This window comes from Streptosporangium amethystogenes (genome assembly GCF_000721075.1).
Lineage (GTDB): Bacteria > Actinomycetota > Actinomycetes > Streptosporangiales > Streptosporangiaceae > Streptosporangium > Streptosporangium amethystogenes.
Genome location: NZ_JOEQ01000015.1, coordinates 90,600 through 110,289 on the forward strand (window position 1 = coordinate 90,600; position 19,690 = coordinate 110,289).

Genomic DNA, 19,690 nt, shown 5'->3' on the forward strand with positions numbered 1-19,690 from the left:
ATAGGAGGAGGGACTGCAACGGCCGTGGCCGGGGCAGCCCCGGAGCTTCGATGAGCGACATCAAGGCCGCCCTGCTGGCGCAGGCCATCGAGACCCCGTCATGGGCGTACGGCAACAGCGGTACCCGGTTCAAGGTGTTCGCCCAGCGCGGGGTGCCCCGGGATCCGTACGAGAAGCTCGCGGACGCCGCCCAGGTGCACGCCTTCACGGGCGTCGCGCCGAGCGTGGCGCTGCACATCCCCTGGGACAGGGTCGACGACTACGCCGACCTCGCGGCGCACGCGTCGAACCTGGGAGTGCGGATCGGCGCGATCAACTCCAACGTCTTCCAGGACGACGACTACATGCTGGGCAGCGTGACGAGCCCGGACGCGCGGGTGCGGCGCAAGGCGACCGACCACCTGCTGGAGTGCGTCGACGTCATGGACGCCACCGGTTCGGACACGCTGAAGCTGTGGTTCTCCGACGGCACCAACTACCCCGGCCAGGACGACATCCGTTCCAGGCAGGACCGGCTGGCCGAGTCGCTGGCCGAGGTCTACGACCGGCTGGGCGAGCACCAGCGCTTCCTGCTGGAGTACAAGCTGTTCGAGCCGGCCTTCTACACCACCGACGTGCCCGACTGGGGCACCGCCTACGCCCACTGCGTCAAGCTTGGCCCCAAGGCGCAGGTGGTGGTCGACACCGGGCACCACGCGCCGGGCACCAACATCGAGTTCATCGTGGCGTTCCTGCTGCGCGAGGGCAAGCTGGGCGGGTTCGACTTCAACTCCCGCTTCTACGCCGACGATGACCTGATGGCGGGGGCCGCCGACCCGTTCCAGCTCTTCCGTATCATGTTCGAGGTGGTTCGCGGTGGCGGATACACCGAGGACGTGGCGTTCATGCTGGACCAGTGCCACAACATCGAGCCGAAGATCGCCGGGCAGATCCGGTCGGTGATGAACGTGCAGGAGGCCACGGCCAAGGCGTTGCTGGTGGACCGGGCGGCGCTGGCGGCGGCGCAGTCCGCCGGTGACGTACTGGGGGCCAACGGGGTGTTCATGGACGCCTACAACACCGACGTGCGCCCGCTCCTGGCGGAGGTGCGCGCCGAGCGGGGGCTGGACCCCGACCCGATGGCCGCCTACGCGCGCTCGGGGTACTTCGAGAAGATCGTCGCCGAGCGCGTCGGCGGTGCCCAGGCCGGCTGGGGTGCCTGAGACCCGCGCCTCGCATGCTGAGAACACGGTTCATTCATTGGGGGATATTTCATGAGAACGCCGGTTGAGAAACTGCTGCAGCGGTCACGCGCACTCGGCGCGGACCCGCGCAACACCAACTTCGCGGGCGGCAACACCTCGGCCAAGGGCGTGGCCCTCGACCCGGTGACCGGCTCCGACGTGGAGCTGATGTGGGTCAAGGGGTCCGGAGGAGACCTCGGCACGCTGGCCGAGGCGGGCCTGGCCGTACTGCGGCTGGACCGGCTACGCGCCCTGAGCGGCGTCTATCCGGGCGTCGAACGCGAGGACGAGATGGTCACCGCGTTCGACTTCTGTGCCTTCGGCAAGGGCGGCGCGGCGCCGTCGATCGACACCGCGATGCACGGCCTGGTGGACGCGGCACACGTGGACCACCTGCACCCGGACGCGGGCATCGCGATCGCCACCGCCGCCGACGGCGAGGCGCTGACGGCACGGATCTTCGGCGACCGGGTGGTCTGGGTGCCGTGGCGGCGCCCCGGCTTCCAACTCGGCCTTGACATCGCCGCGATCAAGAAGGACAACCCGCAGGCCGTGGGCTGCGTCCTCGGCGGCCACGGCATCACCGCCTGGGGCGACACCTCCGAGGAGTGCGAGGCCAACTCGCTGTGGATCATCCGGACCGCTGAGGCCCATATCGCCGAACACGGCGCGGCCGAGCCGTTCGGCCCGGTCAGGCCCGGCTACCAGCCGCTTCCCGAGGAGGCCCGGCGCGAGCGGGCCGCCGCGCTCTTCCCGGTGATCCGCGGCCTGGCCTCCACCGACGTGGCACAGGTCGGCCACTACACCGCCACCGACGAGGTGCTGGACTTCCTGTCCCGCGAGCGTCATCCCGAACTGGCCGCGCTGGGCACCTCCTGCCCCGACCACTTCCTGCGCACCAAGGTGGCCCCGCTGGTGCTCGACCTGCCCGCCGAGGCTCCGCTCGACGACGCCGTCGCCCGGCTGCGTGAGCTGCACGCCGTCTACCGGGAGGAGTACGCGGCCTACTACGACCGGCACGCCACCGCCGACTCGCCCGCCATGCGCGGCGCGGATCCGGCGATCGTGCTGGTGCCGGGGGTGGGCATGTTCTCCTTCGGCCGGGACAAGCAGACCGCCCGGGTGGCCGGGGAGTTCTACGTCAACGCGATCAACGTGATGCGCGGCGCCGAGGCGCTGTCGCGCTACGCCCCGATCGAGGAGAGCGAGAAGTTCCGGATCGAGTACTGGGAGCTGGAGGAGGCCAAGCTGCGCCGGATGCCGGCACCGAAGCCGCTGGCCACCAGGGTCGCGCTGGTCACCGGGGGCGGCTCGGGCATCGGCGCGGCCACCGCCCGCAGGCTGGCCGCCGAGGGCGCGTGCGTGGTGGTGGCCGATCGCGACCTGGGCGCCGCGGAGAAGGTCGCCGCCGAGCTCGGCGCCAGGGCCTACCGGGTCGAGGACGTGGCGACCGCCGTGCGGGTGGACGTCACGGACGAGGCACAGGTGATCACCGCGCTCCAGGCGGCGGTGCTGGCGTTCGGCGGGGTGGACCTGGTGGTCAACAACGCCGGCCTGTCGCTGTCGCGCTCGCTGCTGGAGACCAGTGTCGCCGACTGGGACCTGCAGCATGACGTCATGGCCCGCGGCTCGTTCCTGGTCTCGCGGGAGAGCACCCGGGTGATGGTCGGCCAGGGCATGGGCGGGGAGATCGTCTACATCTCCTCCAAGAACGGGGTGTTCGCCGGGCCGAACAACGTGGCCTACGGGGCGGCCAAGGCCGACCAGGCGCACCAGGTGCGGCTGCTGGCGGCCGAGCTGGGCCAGTACGGGATCAGGGTCAACGGCATCAACCCCGACGGGGTGGTGCGCGGCTCCGGCATCTTCGCCTCGGGGTGGGGGGCCAACCGGGCGGCGGTGTACGGGGTGCAGGAGGAGAAGCTGGGCGAGTACTACGCGCAGCGCACCCTGCTCAAGCGCGAGGTGCTGCCCGAGCACATCGCCGCCGCGGTCTTCCAGCTGACCCAGCTCACCCAGACCACCGGCCTGCACATCCCGGTGGACGCCGGCGTCGCCGCCGCCTTCCTGCGCTGACCCCGCTTCCCGTGGCAATCCCCATGGAGATCCACGAGCGGCGGCGCCGTCCGGGTCCGCACGACGCACATCGCGACGGTCTACGCCGTCGGCTCCGGGACCTGGGCCTTCCGGGCCGTCGCCAAGGGCTGCCCCTCCACCTGCCCGGATCCCTCCGCCCGGGACCACACGCCCCGGGCGGAGAGATCCGCGGTTCTGGGGAGCGTCTCCGCGGGGCCGACGGAGATGGCCGAGGAGGGGGTGCGCTCGCGCACGTCCTCACTGCGGATCGCCATCACGGCGGGCGGGCTGCCCAGGTCGCCGTACCTGGCGGCGACGGCGGCGGTGATCGCCCGGCAGGCGTCGGCGACCGTCTCCTTCGAGGAGCCCGGCGGCTGACCGGCCGACAGATGACCCAGCAGCGCCGCGAACCGCAGCTCCTCGGCCGCCGCGCGGGGAATCCCGTCGTCGGACGGCGGCAGGGGCCGGTCCAGCCAGAACACCCCGCCGCGCAGGAACGCGGGATATGTCACCTCGTCCCGCTGGAGCGTGCGCACCGAGTCAACCAGTAACCGCCCGAACTCCGTCAGGTCGGTATCCGGTGGCAGGTCGGTCGTGACCAGCAGCGAAACCCTCAGTGCGTTCACCATGAGCGGTTATCCCTCCTTGAGGTGGCTCATAGTAGGGGGCGCCACCGACAGTTACGGCGCTGCTGGTGAATCGCGGCGAGTTCGGGTTTCGACCATGGGGGCCGCAGGCGCCGGTGGGATCACAGCCGGAGGTCAGAGCGGCCTGGGGGCGGGCAGGGTGATCCTGTCGACGGCCTCGCGGCGGCGGCGTTCGGGACGGCGGTCGTAGCGGGCCGTGGTGGCGGGGGAGGAGTGGCCGACGAGGGCCTGCGCGGTGGCCAGATCCACCCCGGCGTCGAGCAACTCGCCGATGAAGGTGCGTCTGAAGTCGTGCGGGGTGCGTGCCCCGGCCCCGGCCTCGGCCAGGCGTCTGGCCAGGATGTCGGCGACCGCCTGTCCGGTCATGGGCGCGGGCCCGCGGTCCCTGGTCCGCAGCCGGCCGAGCCTGCTGATGGGGCAGAACATGGCCCCGGCGGAGCGACCCCGTACGGCCAGCCAGCGTTCCATCCTGACCACGGCCTCGGTGGTGAGGTAGACCATCCGCTCCTTGTCCCGCTTGCCGCGTACCCGCAGCGAGCGGGAGCCGGGGTCGTAGTCGCCCAGCGAGAGCCCGGAGATCTCGGCGCGACGGCAGCCGGTGGAGTAGAGCGTCGCCAGCAGGGCGGCGTCGCGGACCCCCGCGGCGGAGTCGTCGCGGTCGCAGGCGGCCAGCGCGGCGCCCACCACCTCAGGCGGGACGTGCTGGCCCGCTGGCAGGCGGGTGTGCTCGACCGTCGGCAGGTCGGCGGCGCGCTGGTACTCCTCGGCGCTCATCAGGCCGAGCCGCCAGGCCTCGCGCAGCACCCTGCGCAGCGCGACCAGGTGCTTGTTGACGTACGAGGGGGACCAGTCGCGCTCGGTCATCAGGGCGCGGATGCGCACCGTGTGCTCGTAGCGCAGCAGGTGCCAGGGCTGGCCCGCACCGCTGGAGACCTCGTCGCCGGAGACGAGCGCCGCGAGCCTGTCGAGACAGCCGCGCATGGTGCGGCGGGACTCGGCGCTGGTCAGGGAGTCGAGATACACCCGGTAGGGGTCTCGCGCGGGCTCGATGGAGGGGCCGGGCGAGACGGGGACGGCAGGCACGCTCACCGTGCCGACCCTATCGGGTGTCATGAATCCACGTTGTGCAGGCGCGGGCGCGAGATTCCATCCCCGCCGAAAAGGAGGAAGGATCACGGTATGACTGACGGGTCAGGACACGCTCGGGCCTTGGCGGCCCTCCCGCTCCCGATTCCTCCCCGGCCTGAAGGCCGGGGCATCCTGGTGACGGCGGTCAGCCGCAGCGCCACCCACACCTTCGGCAAGACCACGGAACCCGCCATCCGGCTGCTGGCCGGGCTGGGCGTGGAGGGGGACGCGCACCTCGGGGTGACCGTGAAACACCGGTCGCGGGTGGCGCAGGACCCCACCCAGCCCAACCTGCGCCAGGTCCATCTGATCCAGGCCGAGCTCCACGACGAACTACGGGCCGCGGGCTTCTCGGTGGCCGCCGGAGAGCTGGGGGAGAACGTCACCACCCGGGGCGTCGACCTGCTCGGACTTCCGGTGGGGACGCTGCTCAGACTGGGGCGGGACGCGGTGGTGGAGGTGACCGGGCTGCGTAATCCCTGCGGGCAGATCGAGGGTTTCCAGAAGGGCCTGCTCAAGCAGGTGGCGGGCAGGGACGAGAACGGCGAGGTGGTCCGCAGGGCCGGGGTGATGGGCGTGGTGGTGGCGGGCGGTGAGGTGCGGCCCGGCGATCCGATCGAGGTGGAGCGGCCACCGCTCCCGCACCGGCGCCTGGACCGTGTCTAGGTCCACAACGCCATGTCGGAGCCGATAAGTGTGTGGTTGGCTGTCCCCAATGGACATCTCATCGCGGGCTTCCGCCTACCTTCGGGCATATGACGAGCAGCTCCGGGCCCGGCCGATGCCGGGCCGCACGGCCGAAAGGATCGGGCCGCTGCTGAGGGTCGTGTCGAACGGCCACGGCCAAGGTTTCCTGACGTATCGCGACCTTGGTGGTTTGGAGGGTGTCGAGCTGGACGCCTTCATCGCGCGCCAGCGGGACTTCTTCACCCGGGTCGGGCGCGAGGTCGAGTGGAAGTACCACGGTTATGACCTGCCCGCCGACCTGCCCGAGCGGCTCGCGGTGGCCGGGTTCGAGGCGGGGGAGCGGGAGACGGTGCTCGTCGGAGAGGCCGGTGAGCTGGCCGGTGCCCACGTGCCACCCGCCGGGGTGCGGCTGCGCGAGGTGGCGGGGCGGGATGACCTGGAGCGCATTCGCGAACTGGAGGAGGCGGTCTGGGATGCCGACCACGGCTGGCTGCCCGGCGTGCTGGAGCGCGAGCTCGCCGGCCCTGGAGATCCGTGCACGGTGGTGATCGCCGAGGAGGGCGGCCGGGTGGTGTGCGCGGCATGGGTCCGTTTCCACGAGGGCACCGACTTCGTCTCACTGTGGGGTGGCTCGACCCTGAAGGAGTGGCGGGGCAGGGGTATCTACCGGGCGATGGTGTCGTACCGGGCGAAGCTGGCAGTGACGCGAGGTTTCCGCCTGGTGCAGGTGGACGCCTCCGATGCCAGCCGCCCGATCCTGGCCAGGCTCGGCCTGGAGGCGATCACGACGACGACGCCGTACGTGTGGGTGCCACCGGCCCTCTGACCTGGCACTGCCTGCCGGAAGCAATATGGGATGAATTATTCCGTTCTGGTAGCTTGGCGCGGATCAAGTGGATCAAGTGGATCAAGGCGAGGCCGCGCCACCGCGACTCGCGATGAGAGGACACGCATGCCCGAGGTGCTCAGCCGACGCGCGCTCAACCGGGCCACCCTGGAGCGGCAGCTGCTGCTGGCCCGCGTCGAGCTGTCCGCGCTGGAGGCGGTCCGGCACCTGTACGGCATGCAGGCCCAGGCCCCCAACCCTCCCTACGTCGGACTTTGGGCACGCCTGGCCGGGTTCACCCACGACGACCTCGCCCGGTTGATCAACGAGCGCCAGGTGGTGAGGCTGGCGCTGATGCGTTCCACCATCCATCTGGTCACCGCCGACGACTGCCTGGCGCTTCGCCCGCTGCTGGGGCCGATGCTGGCGCGGGGCCTGCGGGGGGGCACGCACGGCAAGGGCCTGGCCGGGGTGGACCTGGACGAGCTTGCCGTCGCCGGGCGCAAGCTGGTGGAGGAACGTCCTTTGACGTTCCGTGAACTCGGGGTGCTGCTGCAGGAGCAGTGGCCGGATGCCCCGGCCGCCGTCCTGGTCGCCGGGGTGCGCAACACGCTGGCGCTGGTGCAGGTCCCGCCGAGAGGCATCTGGGGGGTGGGCGGCCAGGCCACCCACACCACCGCGGAGGCATGGCTGGGCCGGTCCCAGGACGAGCGGCCCTCCGCCGAGGAGGCGATCCGCCGCTACCTCGCCGCCTACGGACCCGCCACGGTGATGGACGTTCAGCAGTGGTCGGGCATGACCCGCCTGGGGGAGATCGTCCGCGGCATGGGCCTGCGGACCTTCGCGACCGAGGACGGCGCGGAGCTGTTCGACCTGCCCGAGGCGCCGCGCCCCGCCCCCGAGACTCCTGCCCCGGTGCGCTACCTGTCGGAGTTCGACAACATGCTGCTGTCGTTCGCCACGCGGACCAGGACCCGGATCACGGAGGAGGAGTATCGGGCGCGGGTCTTCACGATCAACGGCATCATCAAGGCGACGGTGCTGGTCGACGGCTTCGTGCGGGGCATGTGGAAGGTGACGGCCAAACGGGGCGAGGCGATCCTGGAGGTGGAGCTGTTCGCGCCGGTGAGCGCGAGGGAGCGGGCGGACCTGGAGGTGGAGGGAGCACACCTGCTCGACTTCGTCGCCCCTGGGGCGGGATCTCGCGACATCCGCTTCCGGGAGGCCTGACCGCGCCGCTTCCGCGAGGTCGCGCCGCCCCGCCGCCGGCCGATGGGCCAGGTGGGCGGGGCGGCGGCTTGGGGAGTGCGGGGTGCCGGAGATGGCCTTTCCGTGGTGAACGGCGTGCTGTCTTTTCCGATGTCATATCGGGTGTCCTCAACCCGGCTCGGGTCTTCACCGCCGGGGTGAGGGCCTCCCCGGGCCATGGTCCGATCGGCCGGCGGCCGGGGTTGATAGCAACCAGGCCAATTCCGGAAATTGGCCGTTCTCTCGGCGGGAGGGATGCTCGATGATGTGCTCATGATCTCTATCAGTGCCCTCGCGGGCATTGCCGCGGTAGCCCTCGGCCTGGTGCTCACCCCCGGCCCCAACATGATCTACCTGGTGTCGCGGTCCGTGACGCAGGGGCGCTGGGCCGGGCTGATCTCACTGGCGGGCGTCGCGGCGGGCTTTCTGGTCTACCTGCTGGCGGCGGCGGCCGGGATCGCCGCGATCTTCGCGATGGTGCCCGCCGTCTACGTCGCGGTCAAGCTCGCGGGCGCCGGGTATCTGCTCTGGCTGGCCTGGAAGACGGTCCGGCCCGGCGGCGGGCCGATCTTCGCTCCCGGGACCCTCCCGGTGGACCCGCCGCGTCGGCTGTTCTCCATGGGGTTGATCACCAACCTGCTCAACCCCAAGATCGCCATTCTGTACGTGTCGGTGCTGCCTCAGCTCGTCGATCCGGCCCGGGGCGACGTCGGCACGCAGAGCCTCCTGCTGGGAGCCATCCAGATCGTCATCGCCCTGTCGGTCAACGCGATGATCGTGCTGACCGCGGGCTCGGTCGCGACCTTCCTCGGGCGGCGGCCCATCTGGATGCGCGTGCAGCGCTACCTGATGGGCGCCGTGCTCGTGGGCTTCGCCATCCGCATCGCCGGCGACCGCTCGCCCGCCGTGGCGGCCTAGGGGCCGTTTCGCCGGTGCCGGCCCGTCGCGATCTCGTCCAGGCGCGCCTTGAGGTCCGGCCCGGGGTCACCTCTCCGGCACGTGGCACCCGGGCCGCCACGCGTTCACGTGTGAGTCCCGTGTCGTAGTCGGCCGCGCGGTGTGCCCGGCGGGAAACCGCCCGGATGCGGGGTGAGACGGGTCCGGCAGGGTGGCCGCGCCCCGGTTCTCAGCCGTGACTGAGGTCGACGACGCAGAAGACGTTGCCCTCGGGGTCGGCGAGGACCACGAAGTCGGGGTCGTCCGGGTAGAGGTCCCAGTCGACGCGTTCGGCCCCCAGTGACACCAGCCGCTCCACCTCGGACGCCTGCCCGGCGGCGTCGGGGACGAACAGGTCGAGGTGCGTCCGGGGATGCCGGCGCACCGGCGTCCTGCTGATGTCCAGTGCCAGCGGGACGCCGTCACCCTCCATCGGAGCGATCACAGTCCAGTCGTCCCCGGTCTCGCCCTCGCGCGGCGCGTAGTCCAGCGCCCGCGTCCAGAACCCGACGGCACGTCGCATGTCGGTGACGCCCAGCACCACCTGTCCGATCCTCACCATGTGCCGATCCTGGCAGGAATTCCCGGCAGGGGGAACTCGGAGGATCCCGGCCGCGGCCGCGGCCGTTGACGCGGACACGGCCACCGGGCACGGTCGCGGCCGTGCCCCCAGAGGTGTTCCCCGGTGTTCGAGGGAAGGCACAGGTCTCTCGTCAACCAGGGTTGACGGAGGATTGGTGTCAACCTATATTGACATCACGGGCGGTGTGCGGACACCGAGACGGTTTCAACGCATGGCCGTATGCGGGCCATGGCTGTTCCGCCGACCTCCGGCGGGCGGTGTGCCATCGCGCCCGCTCCCTCATCCGACCAAGGAGGTTTGCGATGTCCGTTGACGTTGTGATCACCGGTGGCGGCCCGAACGGGCTGATGCTGGCCTGTGAGCTGAGCCTGGCGGGCGTCCGCCCGGTGCTGCTGGAGCGGCTGCCGGAGCCGGGCGAGGAGCCCAGGGCCAACGGCCTGGTCGGGCAGGTGGTCCAGGTTCTCGACAGCCGGGGCCTGTACCGGCGGTTCACCGGTGCCTCACACCCCCCGGTTCCCGCGCCGTTCTTCATGTTCGGCGGCATGCACCTGGACCTGAGCACGCTGGACCCCGGCCCGCTGCACATCCTCCCGCTCCCACAGCGCCGCCTGGAGCAGCTGTTACAGGAGCGGGCGCTGGAACTCGGGGTGGAGATCCGGCGCGGCCACGAACTGGTGGACCTGGCGCAGGACGGGGACGGTGTCACGGTCGCCGTCCATGCCCCCGGCGGAGACTACGAGCTGCGCACCCGCTATCTGGTCGGCTGCGACGGAGCCCACAGCGTCGTACGGAAGCGGGCGGGTATCGGCTTTCCCGGCGTCACCGCCGAGGACATCGTGTCGCGCAGCGCCCACGCGGTCCTGCCCACCTCCGTGCTCGACCCCGCGACCGGCGAGCTGCTGCTGGCCGGGGCACGCTGGAGGCCGTTCATGATGCACCGAACCGCGCACGGGGTGTTCGCCCTCGCGTCGTTCGAGCCGGGCGTGCACCTCGTGACCACCATGGAGTGGGGACGGCGGGAGCAGATCGACGAGCGGGTGCCGATGACCCTGGAGGAGTTGCGTGACAGCGTGCACAGGGTGCTCGGGGCCGACCTGCCGATGACCCCGCCCGCGGGTCGAGGACCCCATGTGCTCCGCCGCCTCACCAGCGGCAACACCCGCCTGGCCGACCGCTACCGCGCCGGTCGCGTGCTGGTGGCCGGGGACGCCGCGCACGTGCACTCCGCGGTCGGCGGTCCCGGGCTCAACCTCGGCCTGCAGGATGCCGTGAACCTCGGCTGGAAACTCGCCGCCGAGGTTCACGGCTGGGCGCCGCCGGGACTGCTCGACACCTACCACGACGAACGGCACCCCGTGGGCCGGCGGGTCGTCATGCACATCCGGGCGCAGACCGCCCTGCTCGCCCCCGGCGAGGAGGTCACCGCGCTGCGCGAACTCTTCGCCGAGCTGCTCGAACACCAGGAGAACCGGCGGCACATCGCCGAGCTCATGGCGGGTTCGGACATCCGCTATGACATGGGGAGTGCCCGTCCGGTGCCGCACCCCCTCCTCGGCCGTTCGGTACCGGATCTCTCCCTCGTCACGGACGCGGGCACCGTGCGGCTCGCGGACCTGACGCACGGCGCCCGGCCGCTCCTCCTCGACCTCGGCGGGGGCGACGAGTTGGATGAGACGGTGACGGGCTGGAAGGACCGGGTGGACGTCGTCACCGCCACTTCCAGTCGGCGGGTCCCCGCCGGGCTGCTGATCCGCCCGGACGGCTACGTCGCCTGGACGGCCCCTGACGAGGAAACGGGCGACCCTGTGAGCTTCGGCCTGCGGGAGGCGCTGGCCACCTGGTTCGGCGTTCCCGCATAGGTCTTCTCGTAGGCGCTCGACCCGTCCGGCCGCGCCGGGATGCGGATCTCGACCAGCATCTCGTCGTCCGCGACCGCCGTCGTCGCGACCCGCTCCGTCTCGTGCTCGGCAGCTCGGTGCACTCCGGCCCCGCGAAGCCGTCAACGGCCACCTGAGCACTCCCCTGATTCGCGAAGGAGGCGTCGGCCGGGGTCCCGGGTGACGGTCCGGCCGCCGCGTACTTCGAGTACGGGAGCCCGCGAGGTGACCGTCGGCGCCGGCTTCCCGGGAGCGTCCGGGGTTTCGGTGAACCGGCCTCGGCCACGGCCGGATCGCCGGCTCTCTCCGGAAGGCGCCCGCGCCGGTCGCCGGGCGGGGGCAACTTCCGCCGTTCGGTCACCCTGGACAAGCTCTACTGGAACGCCGACGGCACCATGCAGAAGGTCGTGCAGACCTCCGGCGGAGGGGGAGGCGGCCAGCCGCCCTCCGGTACCAACCACGCCCTCACCGCCGCCTCCACCTTGTACGTCTCTCCGTGGGAGACCCTCGGAGCGATCAACGACGGCTACGTCCCGACGAGCTCCGCCGACCACGGCCACGGCGCGTACGGCAACTGGAACCACCAGGGGACCGAGTGGATCGAGTACCGGTGGTCCACCGCCAAGAGCGTCGGCAAGGTGGCGACCTACTGGTTCGACGACGACCAGGGCATCGACCTGCCCGCCTCCTGCAAGGTGCAGTACTGGAACGGCAGCGCCTACGTCGACGTGCCCGGCCAGTCGGCCTGCGGCGTCACGGCGAACACCTACAACGTCACCACGTTCACCCCGGTCTCGACCACCCGGCTGAGACTGAGCATCACCTCCAGAACCGGCTACTCGACCGGTGTCCTGGAATGGATGGCTCTCTAGGAACACGCAGGCCCCCGCGTCAACCCCCCTCCGAGAGATGTGAAGCGATGCCCGTCCTCTCCCGCGCCCGGCGGTCGCTGACCGCCGCCGTCACCCTGCTTCTCACCGCGACCTCGCTCACGCTCTACACCCCCGCCTCGGCGGTGCAGAGCATCGGACTGCCCACCTTCGGCGGGCCCGCGACCCCGGCCCCGCCCGTCTCGTACACGCCCGGCGGCGTCGGAGGCTTCCTCATGAAGGTGGGAAGCACCGCTCAGATCACCGAGTTCGACAAGTGGATGTTCCGTGACTGGCGGCGCCATCTCAAGAGCCGTTACGGCCTGTGAGAGCTCTTCGGCCGGTGCCCCTTTCGGGGGCCCGGCCGTCCTCCTTGTCTGCTCGCCTAGCCCCGCCCGATGATCCGGTCGCTGAGCCTGGCGACGAGCTGCGCGCGTACGTGCGCCGGAAGGGCGCAGCCGTGCGCGACGAGCGTGTCGAGCGAGGGCAGGTCGAGGAGCACGGCCCAGTCCTGGACGTCCTCGCAGTAGGAGACGTCGAGGTGACGGAGATCCTTCAGCGCCTGGAGCGGGGCCAGCGACCGCACGGGCGTGTTCCTGATCGACAGGTGCTCCAGCGTGTGCAGCCCCTCGATGCCGTCCAGGCCGGTCAGCGGTGTGTGCTCCAGGTCCAGCCGGGTCAGCGAGGTGAGGGCCGAGATGTCCTCGGGGACGCGGTGCAGGCGGCTGCCGGACAGGTCGAGCTCCGTCACCCCGGCCGGTGCGGCGAGGGCCGAGAGCAGGAGCGCCGGCGGCGGGAGTATCACCGGCCGGGGCTGGGCGAGCACCGGTGACCGCCCGGCGGCGGCCTCCTGCAGGACACGCCAGCGGTCCACCGGCTCGCCCAGCCCGCCGAGGCGGACGTAGCCCGAGGGCAGCCACGGCGCCAGCCGCTCGGCCACGATGTCGGCGCGGTCGCCGACACCGACGACACCGGCCCGCAGCAGGCCGTAGTGCTCGTACGCGTGCTCGGCGGGCACGAACAGGTCCGCCACGATGTCCCGGCCCGCGACGAGGGAGCCGTCGTTGCCGGAACAGAAGATCACTCCCGCGGCGACGGTGCCGAGCACCAGGTGGTCCGCCGCGCTGTGGATCGCGCGGGCCCGCAGGTCACCGGTCACCGCGAGATAGCTCTCCGAGACGTCGCCGTCGTCGAGGAGCCCCTCCACCACCAGCGAACCGATCACGATCAGCGGTGCCTTCACATCCAGCCAACCGGGAACGTAGGTGTCGCCGAGCCAGATGGTGGCCCGCTGCACGGTCCACCCGGACTCGGTCCGCTCCGCGCCGTGGGGGAAGACCGAGGGCGCCTCGCCGGGAAACGCCAGCGACCACGCCTGAGCGAACAGCAGGCCGTAGACAGGAGGCATGATGTGGTGCGGCCACTCCGCGGCCTGAGCCGGTCGCCGTAGCCAGGATCCGATCGGATGCAGCTCTTCGGCGATGTCACCGAAATAGTCCAGCGCCTCCGCGCCGGCCCCGGCTCGCTGCCGGAGCACCGCCAGCGCGTCACCAAGACGCTCCGACGCCCCGGCGAAATGCTCTTCCGTCAAATCCATGTCACATACGGTACTCACCGCAACGAATGCCGTGCGCCGTTCGAGCGACGCTCCCGGATGCCGGGCGTGTCGGAGAAACCACCGGGCGCGACCGCCCGGCGACGAAGGGCAAAGTGGATCTTCACTGGGACCTCGGGTACCGTGCCCGGGGCCCGGAGAACTCCGGTGCGCCCCGCGAACACGAATCATTGTGACATCGGAAGGATGGACAGACATGGACGCCGGCAATCACCGGACCCTGCGGTTGCTCGTCACCGGAGGCGGAACCGGTGGCCACACCTACCCCGCGCTGACCACGGTCGCGGCCCTGCGCGACCACGCCGGTGCGCGGGGGCTCAGCCTGGACGTGCTCTGGGTCGGTACGGCGACCGGCCTGGAGGCCCGCATCGCGGCGGAGCACGGCATCCCGTTCCGGGCCATCAAGGCCGGGAAGCTCAGGCGCTCGTCCAACCCGCGTGAGCTGGTCACCAACCTCGTGGACATGTTCCGGATCCCTGTCGGCGTGCTCCAGGCCTTCGGTATCGCCGCCCGCTACCGCCCCGACGTGGTGCTGTCGACCGGCGGGTACGTCTGCGTGCCGCTGGGCGTCGCCTCCCGGGTGCTGGGCCGCCCGCTGGTCATGCACGAGCAGATCACCTCGCTGGGTCTGGCCAACCGCATCCTGTCGCGCTTCGCCCGGCGGATCGCGCTGACCCACCCCTCCTCGATCGAGCACCTGCCCGCCGGGGTGCGCGACCGGGCCGTGGTCACCGGCAACCCGGTCCGTCCCCATCTGCTGCGCGGCAACGTCGACGCCGGACGGCGCCACTTCGGGCTCTCACCCGACCTGCCCGTGGTCTACGTGACCGGCGGCGCGCAGGGCAGCCGTCAGATCAACACCATGGTCGAGACGATCCTGCCCGAACTGCTGGCCAGGGCGCAGGTGCTCCACCAGTGCGGCCCCGACTGGATCGGTCAGCTCACCCGTACCGCCGAGGGGCTTCCCGAGCGGCTGCGCGATCGTTACCACCCTGTGCCGTACGTCGGCGCGGAGCTGGCCGACGTGTTCGCCGCGGCCGATGTCGTGGTCTCCCGAAGTGGCGCGGGCACCGTCGCCGAGCTGACCGCCGTGGGCAAGGCGTCCGTCCTCATCCCCCTGGTGCCCTCCGCCGCCGACGAGCAGCGTCAGAACGCCCGCTATCTCGCCGAGGCGGGTGCCGCCCGGGCACTGCTGGAGAACGGTCCGACCGCCGAGGCGCTCCTGGCCGAGTTGGACGCGCTCCTGCGGGATCCGGGCGCTCGGGCCGCCATGGCCGGCGCCGCGGGCTCCCTCGGCCGTGTCGACGCCGCCGACGCGCTGGCCCTGGTGCTCCTGGAGGAGGCGAGGGTGGACGGCAAGGCAGGCTGAACCGGTGGGCCCATCGGTGAAGAAGCTCGGAGCCCGTCCATGAGACGCGCCGAGAACGCGGGGTCGGAGAGGTGACCGGCCGTGGGGCGGTCGCCTTGGGGTGATGTGGGGCGGATCGGCGGCGGTACCGGATCGGCTGGTCGCCGAGTCGGCGCCGCCGCGGGACGGGTTCGCCGTCGTCGGGGATCCAGGCCCTTGGGCGTGGGGTGGGAGGGGGCGGTCATCGGGCTCTGATTGTTAGCGCTACCAGCTGGGGCGTCAAGAGTATCCGGTGTCACGATTCGGGAAGAACCTCCGGTTGGAAGGGGAAATCCAGCTAGCTGGGCAGAGCGGAGAAAAGGTGTCTTCCTCGGTATTGACAGGTTCGGTGTTATCGCAAACACTCTGGTAACCCCAGCGAAACATGGCGAGGAACCCATGACACCGAGCTCCGACGACGGCAGGGCACGGACCAGACCGGCGGTGCTCGACGACGTCGCCGAGCTCGCCGGGGTCTCCGCCATGACCGTGTCGCGAGCGCTGAACGCGCCCGACAGGGTGCGCCCCGAGACCCGGGCGCGCGTCATGGCGGCGGTGAACAAGCTCGGCTACCGGCCCAACCCGGCCGCGCGCCAGCTCGTCACGGGTCGCTCGGGCGTACTCGGCGTGGTCAGCTTCGACACCACCCTGTACGGGCCCGCCTCCACGCTCTACGCGATCGAGCAGGCGGCCAGGCAGAACGACTACGTGGTCAACATCGCCAGCCTCGGCGCGCTGAATCGCAGGTCGATCGGTGAGGGGGTCGAGCGGCTGCGCGCGCAGTCGGTCGACGGCATCGTCATCGTCGCCCCCCACGAGTCGGCCGCCGACGGCCTGCGCCACCTCTCGCCCGGTCTCCCGGTGGTGGCGGTGGACGCCGGGGAGGACATCCCGGTCCCCGTCGTCATGGTCGACCAGCGCGGTGGCGCCGTACGGGCGACGCGACACCTGCTGAGCCTCGGCCACGAGACGGTCTGGCACCTGTCCGGCCCTCCCAACTGGATTGATGCCAGGGGACGGGTCGAGGGGTGGCGATCCGTTCTGGAGGCCGAGGGGCGGTCGGTGCCCGAGGCGGCGGCCGGTGACTGGAGTGCCTACTCCGGCTACCGGCTCGGTAAGCGGCTGGCCGACGATCCGTCGGTCACGGCGGTCTTCGTGGCCAACGACCAGATGACCCTGGGGGTGCTGCGGGCCCTGCGCGAGGCCGGCCGGCGCGTCCCCGAGGACGTGAGTGTGGTGGGCTTCGACGACGTGCCCGAGGCCGCCTACTTCTGGCCGCCGCTGACGACGGTCAGGCAGAACTTCGGCGAGGTCGGCCGGCACGCTTTCCGGCTGCTACTCGACCGTATCCAGGGCACCGAGCAAGAAGGCCCGCGCATTGTGGAACCCGAACTGGTGGTCAGGGAGAGCAGCGGTCCCGCCCCCCACTGAAAGAGAGAAACCATGTTCAAGAAAGTGCCCGCGGCGCTGGCCGCAGGGCTTCTGACCCTCGTGCTCACCGCCTGCGGCGGTGGTGACGCCGGGACCGGTGGTGGTGACGCCGGGACCGGTGGTGGATCCGACCGGATCACGCTCGGCTTCTCGCAGGTCGGCGCGGAGAGCGGCTGGCGGAGCGCGAACACCAAGTCCGTCCAGGAGGCGGCCAAGGAGGCCGGTATCGATCTGAAGTTCTCCGACGCCCAGCAGAAGCAGGAGAACCAGATCAAGGCCATCCGCTCGTTCATCCAGCAGAAGGTCGACGCGATCGCCTTCTCGCCGGTGGTCGAGTCGGGCTGGGACACCGTGCTGAAGGAGGTCAAGGACGCCGGCATCCCGGTCATCCTGACCGACCGGGCCGTCGACTCCGCCGACACCTCGCTCTACCGGACCTTCATCGGCTCCGACTTCGTCATCGAGGGCCAGAAGTCCGGCGAGTGGCTGGTCAAGGAGTACGAGGGCGAGTCGGGCCCGGTCAACATCGTCGAACTTCAGGGCACCACGGGCTCCGCGCCCGCCAATGACAGGAAGAAGGGTTTCGGGGACGCCATCGCGGCCGACCCCAAGTTCAAGATCATCGCCTCGCAGACCGGTGACTTCACCCGCGCCAAGGGCAAGGAGGTCATGGAGGCCTTCCTCAAGGCGCACAAGGACATCGACGTCCTGTTCGCGCACAACGACGACATGGGTCTGGGGGCGATCGAGGCGATCGAGGGCGCGGGACTCAAGCCGGGCACCGACATTAAGATCATTACCATCGACGCGGTCAAGGACGGCATGCAGGCCCTGGCCGACGGGAAGATCAACTTCATCGCGGAGTGCAGCCCGCTGCTCGGCCCGCAACTGATGGACCTGGTCAAGAAGGCGGTCAAGGGCGAGCAGATCCCGCAGCGGGTCCTTACCGAGGAGACCACCTTCACCCCCGAGCAGGCCAAGGCGGCCCTGCCCGATCGCAAGTACTAGCCGTGCCGGCGGCGAGGTCCCCCGGGGCCTCGCCGGTGGCCGGGGGCCGCCGACGCCGGGGAGCCGGACGTCGGCGATCCGATCCGCCCGGGAGACGACGGTGCGGCGACACCGTCGCGTGCCCGGAGAGCCCGGTGGGCAACCCGGTCCTCACCGGACGGCGGTGACGGCCCGGAGCGATGGCGGGAGTTAAATCGGAGGCGGGCGAAGGCCCGTCGCCGATACGCTCCCTCGGCATCTCCATGCCGTCACCGACCAGGCCGCTCGCGGGGGCCGGAAAATAAGAGCCGTAGTTGACCAGGATCGCGGTAACCGGTGTAACCGGAAATCTAGGACGCCTCGTCGTCGAGGACCTGCTCGCCAAGGTCCCTCCCGGCGACCTCGTCGCCCTCGCCCGCACCCCGGAGAAGGCGGCCGACCTGCCGGGCCGCGGTGTCGAGGTGCGCCGGGGAGACCACGACGACGCCGTCTCCCTCGACGCCGCTCTCCAGGGGATCGAGGTCCTGCTCCTGGTGTCCGGCCCGGACCTGACGCCCGGGGTCCGTCTGCGGCAGCACCGCACCGTCATCGACCGCGCCGTCCGGGCGGGAGTGCGCCGGATCGTCTACACCGGTGCTGCCGGTGCGGAGAACGACCCTGTGGTCGGCGGCCCGGCCGCCGACCACAGGGCCACGGAAAAGGCGCTTCACGAGTCGGGGACGGCCTACACCGTGCTGCGCAACGCGTTCTACTCCGAGGCCTTCCTGGGGACCGCACTGGCCCAGGCGAGGCAGACCGGCGAGATCATCTCCTCCACCGGAGGCCGGCCGCTCAACACCGCGCGGCTCCGCGACCTGGCGCTGGCGGCGAGTGCAGCCCTGACCGGCGCAGGGCACGAGAACGCCACCTACGAGCTGTACGGCCCGCTCTGGACCTATCCGGAGCTTGCCGTGGTCCTCACGCGCGTCCTGGGCGGCCCCGTCGGCTATCGGGAGGTCACCGACGAGGAGGCCGGCTGGCTGGGAAGTCTGTTCCCCGCGGTGCGCGCGGGTGCCCTGGCGGCGACCGGCCCCGACCTCGCGCGCCTGCTCGGCCGGCCGCCCGCCGGCCTGGAGGAGACGGCCGCCGCCCTCGTCGCGCGCATGGGCGGCTGAGCTCCGGCGGCCGATCAGGTCAGATAGTCGCGCAGGGCCCGCGAGCGCGAGGGGTGGCGCAGCTTCGTCATGGTCTTGGACTCGATCTGCCGGATGCGCTCGCGGGTCACCCCGTAGGCGCGGCCGATCTCCTCCAGGGTCTTCGGCCGCCCGTCGCCAAGCCCGAACCGCATCGCCACCACCCCGGCCTCACGCTCCGACAACGCCTCCAGGATCGTGTGCAACTGCTCCTGAAGCAGCGCGGAGGCCACCGCGTCCTCGGGGGTGATCGCCTCGGAGTCCTCGATGAGGTCGCCGAACTCGCTGTCGCCCTCGGTGCCCAGCGGGCTGTGCAGGGAGATCGGCTCCCGACCGTACCCCTGGACCTCGACGACCCGTTCCGGGGTCATCTCCAGTTCCACGGCCAGTTCCTCGGGGGTGGGCTCGCGGCCCAGGTCCGTCGTCATCTGCCGGTGCACACGCGCCAGTTTGTTGATCACCTCGACCATGTGCACGGGGATGCGGATGGTGCGGGCCTGGTCGGCGAGCGCCCGGGTGATCGCCTGCTTGATCCACCAGGTGGCGTACGTGGAGAACTTGAACCCCTTGGTGTAGTCGAACTTCTCCACGGCGCGGATCAAGCCCAGGTTGCCCTCCTGGATCAGGTCCAGGAACAGCATGCCCCGGCCGGTGTGGCGCTTGGCCAGCGACACCACCAGGCGCAGGTTGGCCTCCAGTAGATGGTTCTTGGCCCGGTGGCCGTCCTCGGCGAGCCATTCGAGCTCCGCGCGCACGTCGGGCTGGAGTAGATCGCTGTCGTTGAGCCGCTCGGTGGCGAACAGGCCTGCCTCGATGCGTCTGGCGAGCTCGACCTCCTGCTCGGCGTTGAGCAGGGGAATCCTGCCGATCTGCTTGAGATAGTCCTTGACCGGATCGGTGCTCGCTCCGACACTCGCCTCCAGGGCGGCGGGCATCTCGTCGTCGTCGGTCAGGACGAGTTCGTCTTCCTCAACGGTGCCTTCCACGGTGGCGGCTTCCAT

Annotated in this window: 17 protein-coding genes and 1 pseudogene; 13 read left to right on the forward strand and 5 right to left on the reverse strand. The window is 71.0% G+C overall.

Annotated elements, in window-relative coordinates; genetic code table 11:
- The first annotated feature begins 50 nt into the window (after positions 1–50).
- Both rhaI and IG98_RS0122140 read left to right on the forward strand, forming a co-directional pair.
- Positions 51–1,202 carry an L-rhamnose isomerase gene (gene rhaI, locus IG98_RS0122135; RefSeq protein WP_030915180.1) on the forward strand — a complete coding sequence of 384 codons (1,152 nt, stop codon included), beginning with the start codon at positions 51–53 and terminating at the stop codon, positions 1,200–1,202.
- Positions 1,203–1,253: 51 nt separating this feature from the next.
- A complete protein-coding gene (locus IG98_RS0122140) occupies positions 1,254–3,296 on the forward strand; it encodes a bifunctional rhamnulose-1-phosphate aldolase/short-chain dehydrogenase (RefSeq protein WP_030915183.1) in 2,043 nt (680 codons plus the stop codon).
- An 80-nt stretch (positions 3,297–3,376) separates the two neighbouring features.
- Here the strand turns inward: IG98_RS0122140 and IG98_RS0122145 are convergent, their stop codons facing one another.
- Together IG98_RS0122145 and IG98_RS0122150 are read right to left on the reverse strand one after the other, a co-directional pair.
- Positions 3,377–3,925 (reverse strand): hypothetical protein, encoded by a 549-nt coding sequence (locus IG98_RS0122145; RefSeq protein WP_063766258.1) that lies wholly within the window; start codon positions 3,923–3,925, stop codon positions 3,377–3,379.
- Positions 3,926–4,057: 132 nt separating this feature from the next.
- Positions 4,058–5,056 (reverse strand): tyrosine-type recombinase/integrase, encoded by a 999-nt coding sequence (locus IG98_RS0122150; RefSeq protein WP_063766259.1) that lies wholly within the window; start codon positions 5,054–5,056, stop codon positions 4,058–4,060.
- A 66-nt stretch (positions 5,057–5,122) separates the two neighbouring features.
- Between IG98_RS0122150 and IG98_RS0122155 the strand changes: the two genes are divergently transcribed.
- The 4 genes from IG98_RS0122155 to IG98_RS0122170 all read left to right on the forward strand — a co-directional run bounded on the left by IG98_RS0122155 (position 5,123) and on the right by IG98_RS0122170 (position 8,750).
- The gene (locus tag IG98_RS0122155; protein ID WP_245651663.1) at positions 5,123–5,737 is read left to right on the forward strand and encodes an MOSC domain-containing protein; all 615 of its coding nucleotides are present in this window, start codon (positions 5,123–5,125) and stop codon (positions 5,735–5,737) included.
- Positions 5,738–5,786: 49 nt separating this feature from the next.
- Positions 5,787–6,584, forward strand: a complete 798-nt coding sequence (locus IG98_RS0122160) for a GNAT family N-acetyltransferase (protein WP_030915194.1) — start codon at positions 5,787–5,789, stop codon at positions 6,582–6,584.
- A 126-nt stretch (positions 6,585–6,710) separates the two neighbouring features.
- Positions 6,711–7,814: a winged helix DNA-binding domain-containing protein gene (locus tag IG98_RS0122165; protein ID WP_030915196.1), complete on the forward strand. Its 1,104-nt coding sequence runs from the start codon at positions 6,711–6,713 to the stop codon at positions 7,812–7,814.
- Positions 7,815–8,105: 291 nt separating this feature from the next.
- Positions 8,106–8,750: a LysE family translocator gene (locus tag IG98_RS0122170; protein WP_030915200.1), complete on the forward strand. Its 645-nt coding sequence runs from the start codon at positions 8,106–8,108 to the stop codon at positions 8,748–8,750.
- A 208-nt stretch (positions 8,751–8,958) separates the two neighbouring features.
- On the opposite strand, the gene IG98_RS0122175 is transcribed toward IG98_RS0122170, so the two are convergent.
- Entirely contained in the window at positions 8,959–9,330 is a 372-nt protein-coding gene (locus IG98_RS0122175; RefSeq protein WP_030915203.1) for a VOC family protein, read from the reverse strand.
- Positions 9,331–9,653: 323 nt separating this feature from the next.
- On the opposite strand from IG98_RS0122175, the gene IG98_RS0122180 reads away from it, so the two are divergent.
- From IG98_RS0122180 to IG98_RS0122190, 3 genes are all read left to right on the forward strand, one after another.
- Positions 9,654–11,210, forward strand: coding sequence for an FAD-dependent monooxygenase (locus IG98_RS0122180; protein ID WP_030915205.1), 1,557 nt, complete (start codon positions 9,654–9,656; stop codon positions 11,208–11,210).
- Positions 11,211–11,623: 413 nt separating this feature from the next.
- Entirely contained in the window at positions 11,624–12,100 is a 477-nt protein-coding gene (locus tag IG98_RS0122185) for a hypothetical protein (protein WP_030915208.1), read from the forward strand.
- A gap of 47 nt (positions 12,101–12,147) precedes the next feature.
- Positions 12,148–12,426, forward strand: a complete 279-nt coding sequence (locus tag IG98_RS0122190; protein WP_030915211.1) for a hypothetical protein — start codon at positions 12,148–12,150, stop codon at positions 12,424–12,426.
- Between the two features lie 56 nt (positions 12,427–12,482).
- Here the strand turns inward: IG98_RS0122190 and IG98_RS0122195 are convergent, their stop codons facing one another.
- Complete coding sequence (locus tag IG98_RS0122195) at positions 12,483–13,694, reverse strand: leucine-rich repeat domain-containing protein (protein WP_030915214.1); 1,212 nt, start codon at positions 13,692–13,694, stop codon at positions 12,483–12,485.
- Positions 13,695–13,908: 214 nt separating this feature from the next.
- Here IG98_RS0122195 and IG98_RS0122200 point away from each other — a divergent pair, with 214 nt between their 5' ends.
- The 4 genes from IG98_RS0122200 (at position 13,909) to IG98_RS0122215 (ending at position 18,671) form a co-directional block, all read left to right on the forward strand.
- Positions 13,909–15,081 carry a UDP-N-acetylglucosamine--N-acetylmuramyl-(pentapeptide) pyrophosphoryl-undecaprenol N-acetylglucosamine transferase gene (locus IG98_RS0122200; protein ID WP_030915218.1) on the forward strand — a complete coding sequence of 391 codons (1,173 nt, stop codon included), beginning with the start codon at positions 13,909–13,911 and terminating at the stop codon, positions 15,079–15,081.
- A 417-nt stretch (positions 15,082–15,498) separates the two neighbouring features.
- Positions 15,499–16,530 (forward strand): LacI family DNA-binding transcriptional regulator, encoded by a 1,032-nt coding sequence (locus IG98_RS0122205; RefSeq protein ID WP_030915221.1) that lies wholly within the window; start codon positions 15,499–15,501, stop codon positions 16,528–16,530.
- A 12-nt stretch (positions 16,531–16,542) separates the two neighbouring features.
- Entirely contained in the window at positions 16,543–17,538 is a 996-nt protein-coding gene (locus IG98_RS0122210; RefSeq protein WP_030915224.1) for an ABC transporter substrate-binding protein, read from the forward strand.
- Positions 17,539–17,831: 293 nt separating this feature from the next.
- Complete coding sequence (locus IG98_RS0122215) at positions 17,832–18,671, forward strand: NAD(P)H-binding protein (RefSeq protein WP_030915227.1); 840 nt, start codon at positions 17,832–17,834, stop codon at positions 18,669–18,671.
- 14 nt (positions 18,672–18,685) lie between these two features.
- On the opposite strand, the pseudogene IG98_RS0122220 reads toward IG98_RS0122215, so the two are convergent.
- A pseudogene (locus IG98_RS0122220) lies at positions 18,686–19,639 on the reverse strand (RNA polymerase sigma factor); the annotation flags it as partial.
- Between the last annotated feature and the right edge of the window lie 51 nt (positions 19,640–19,690).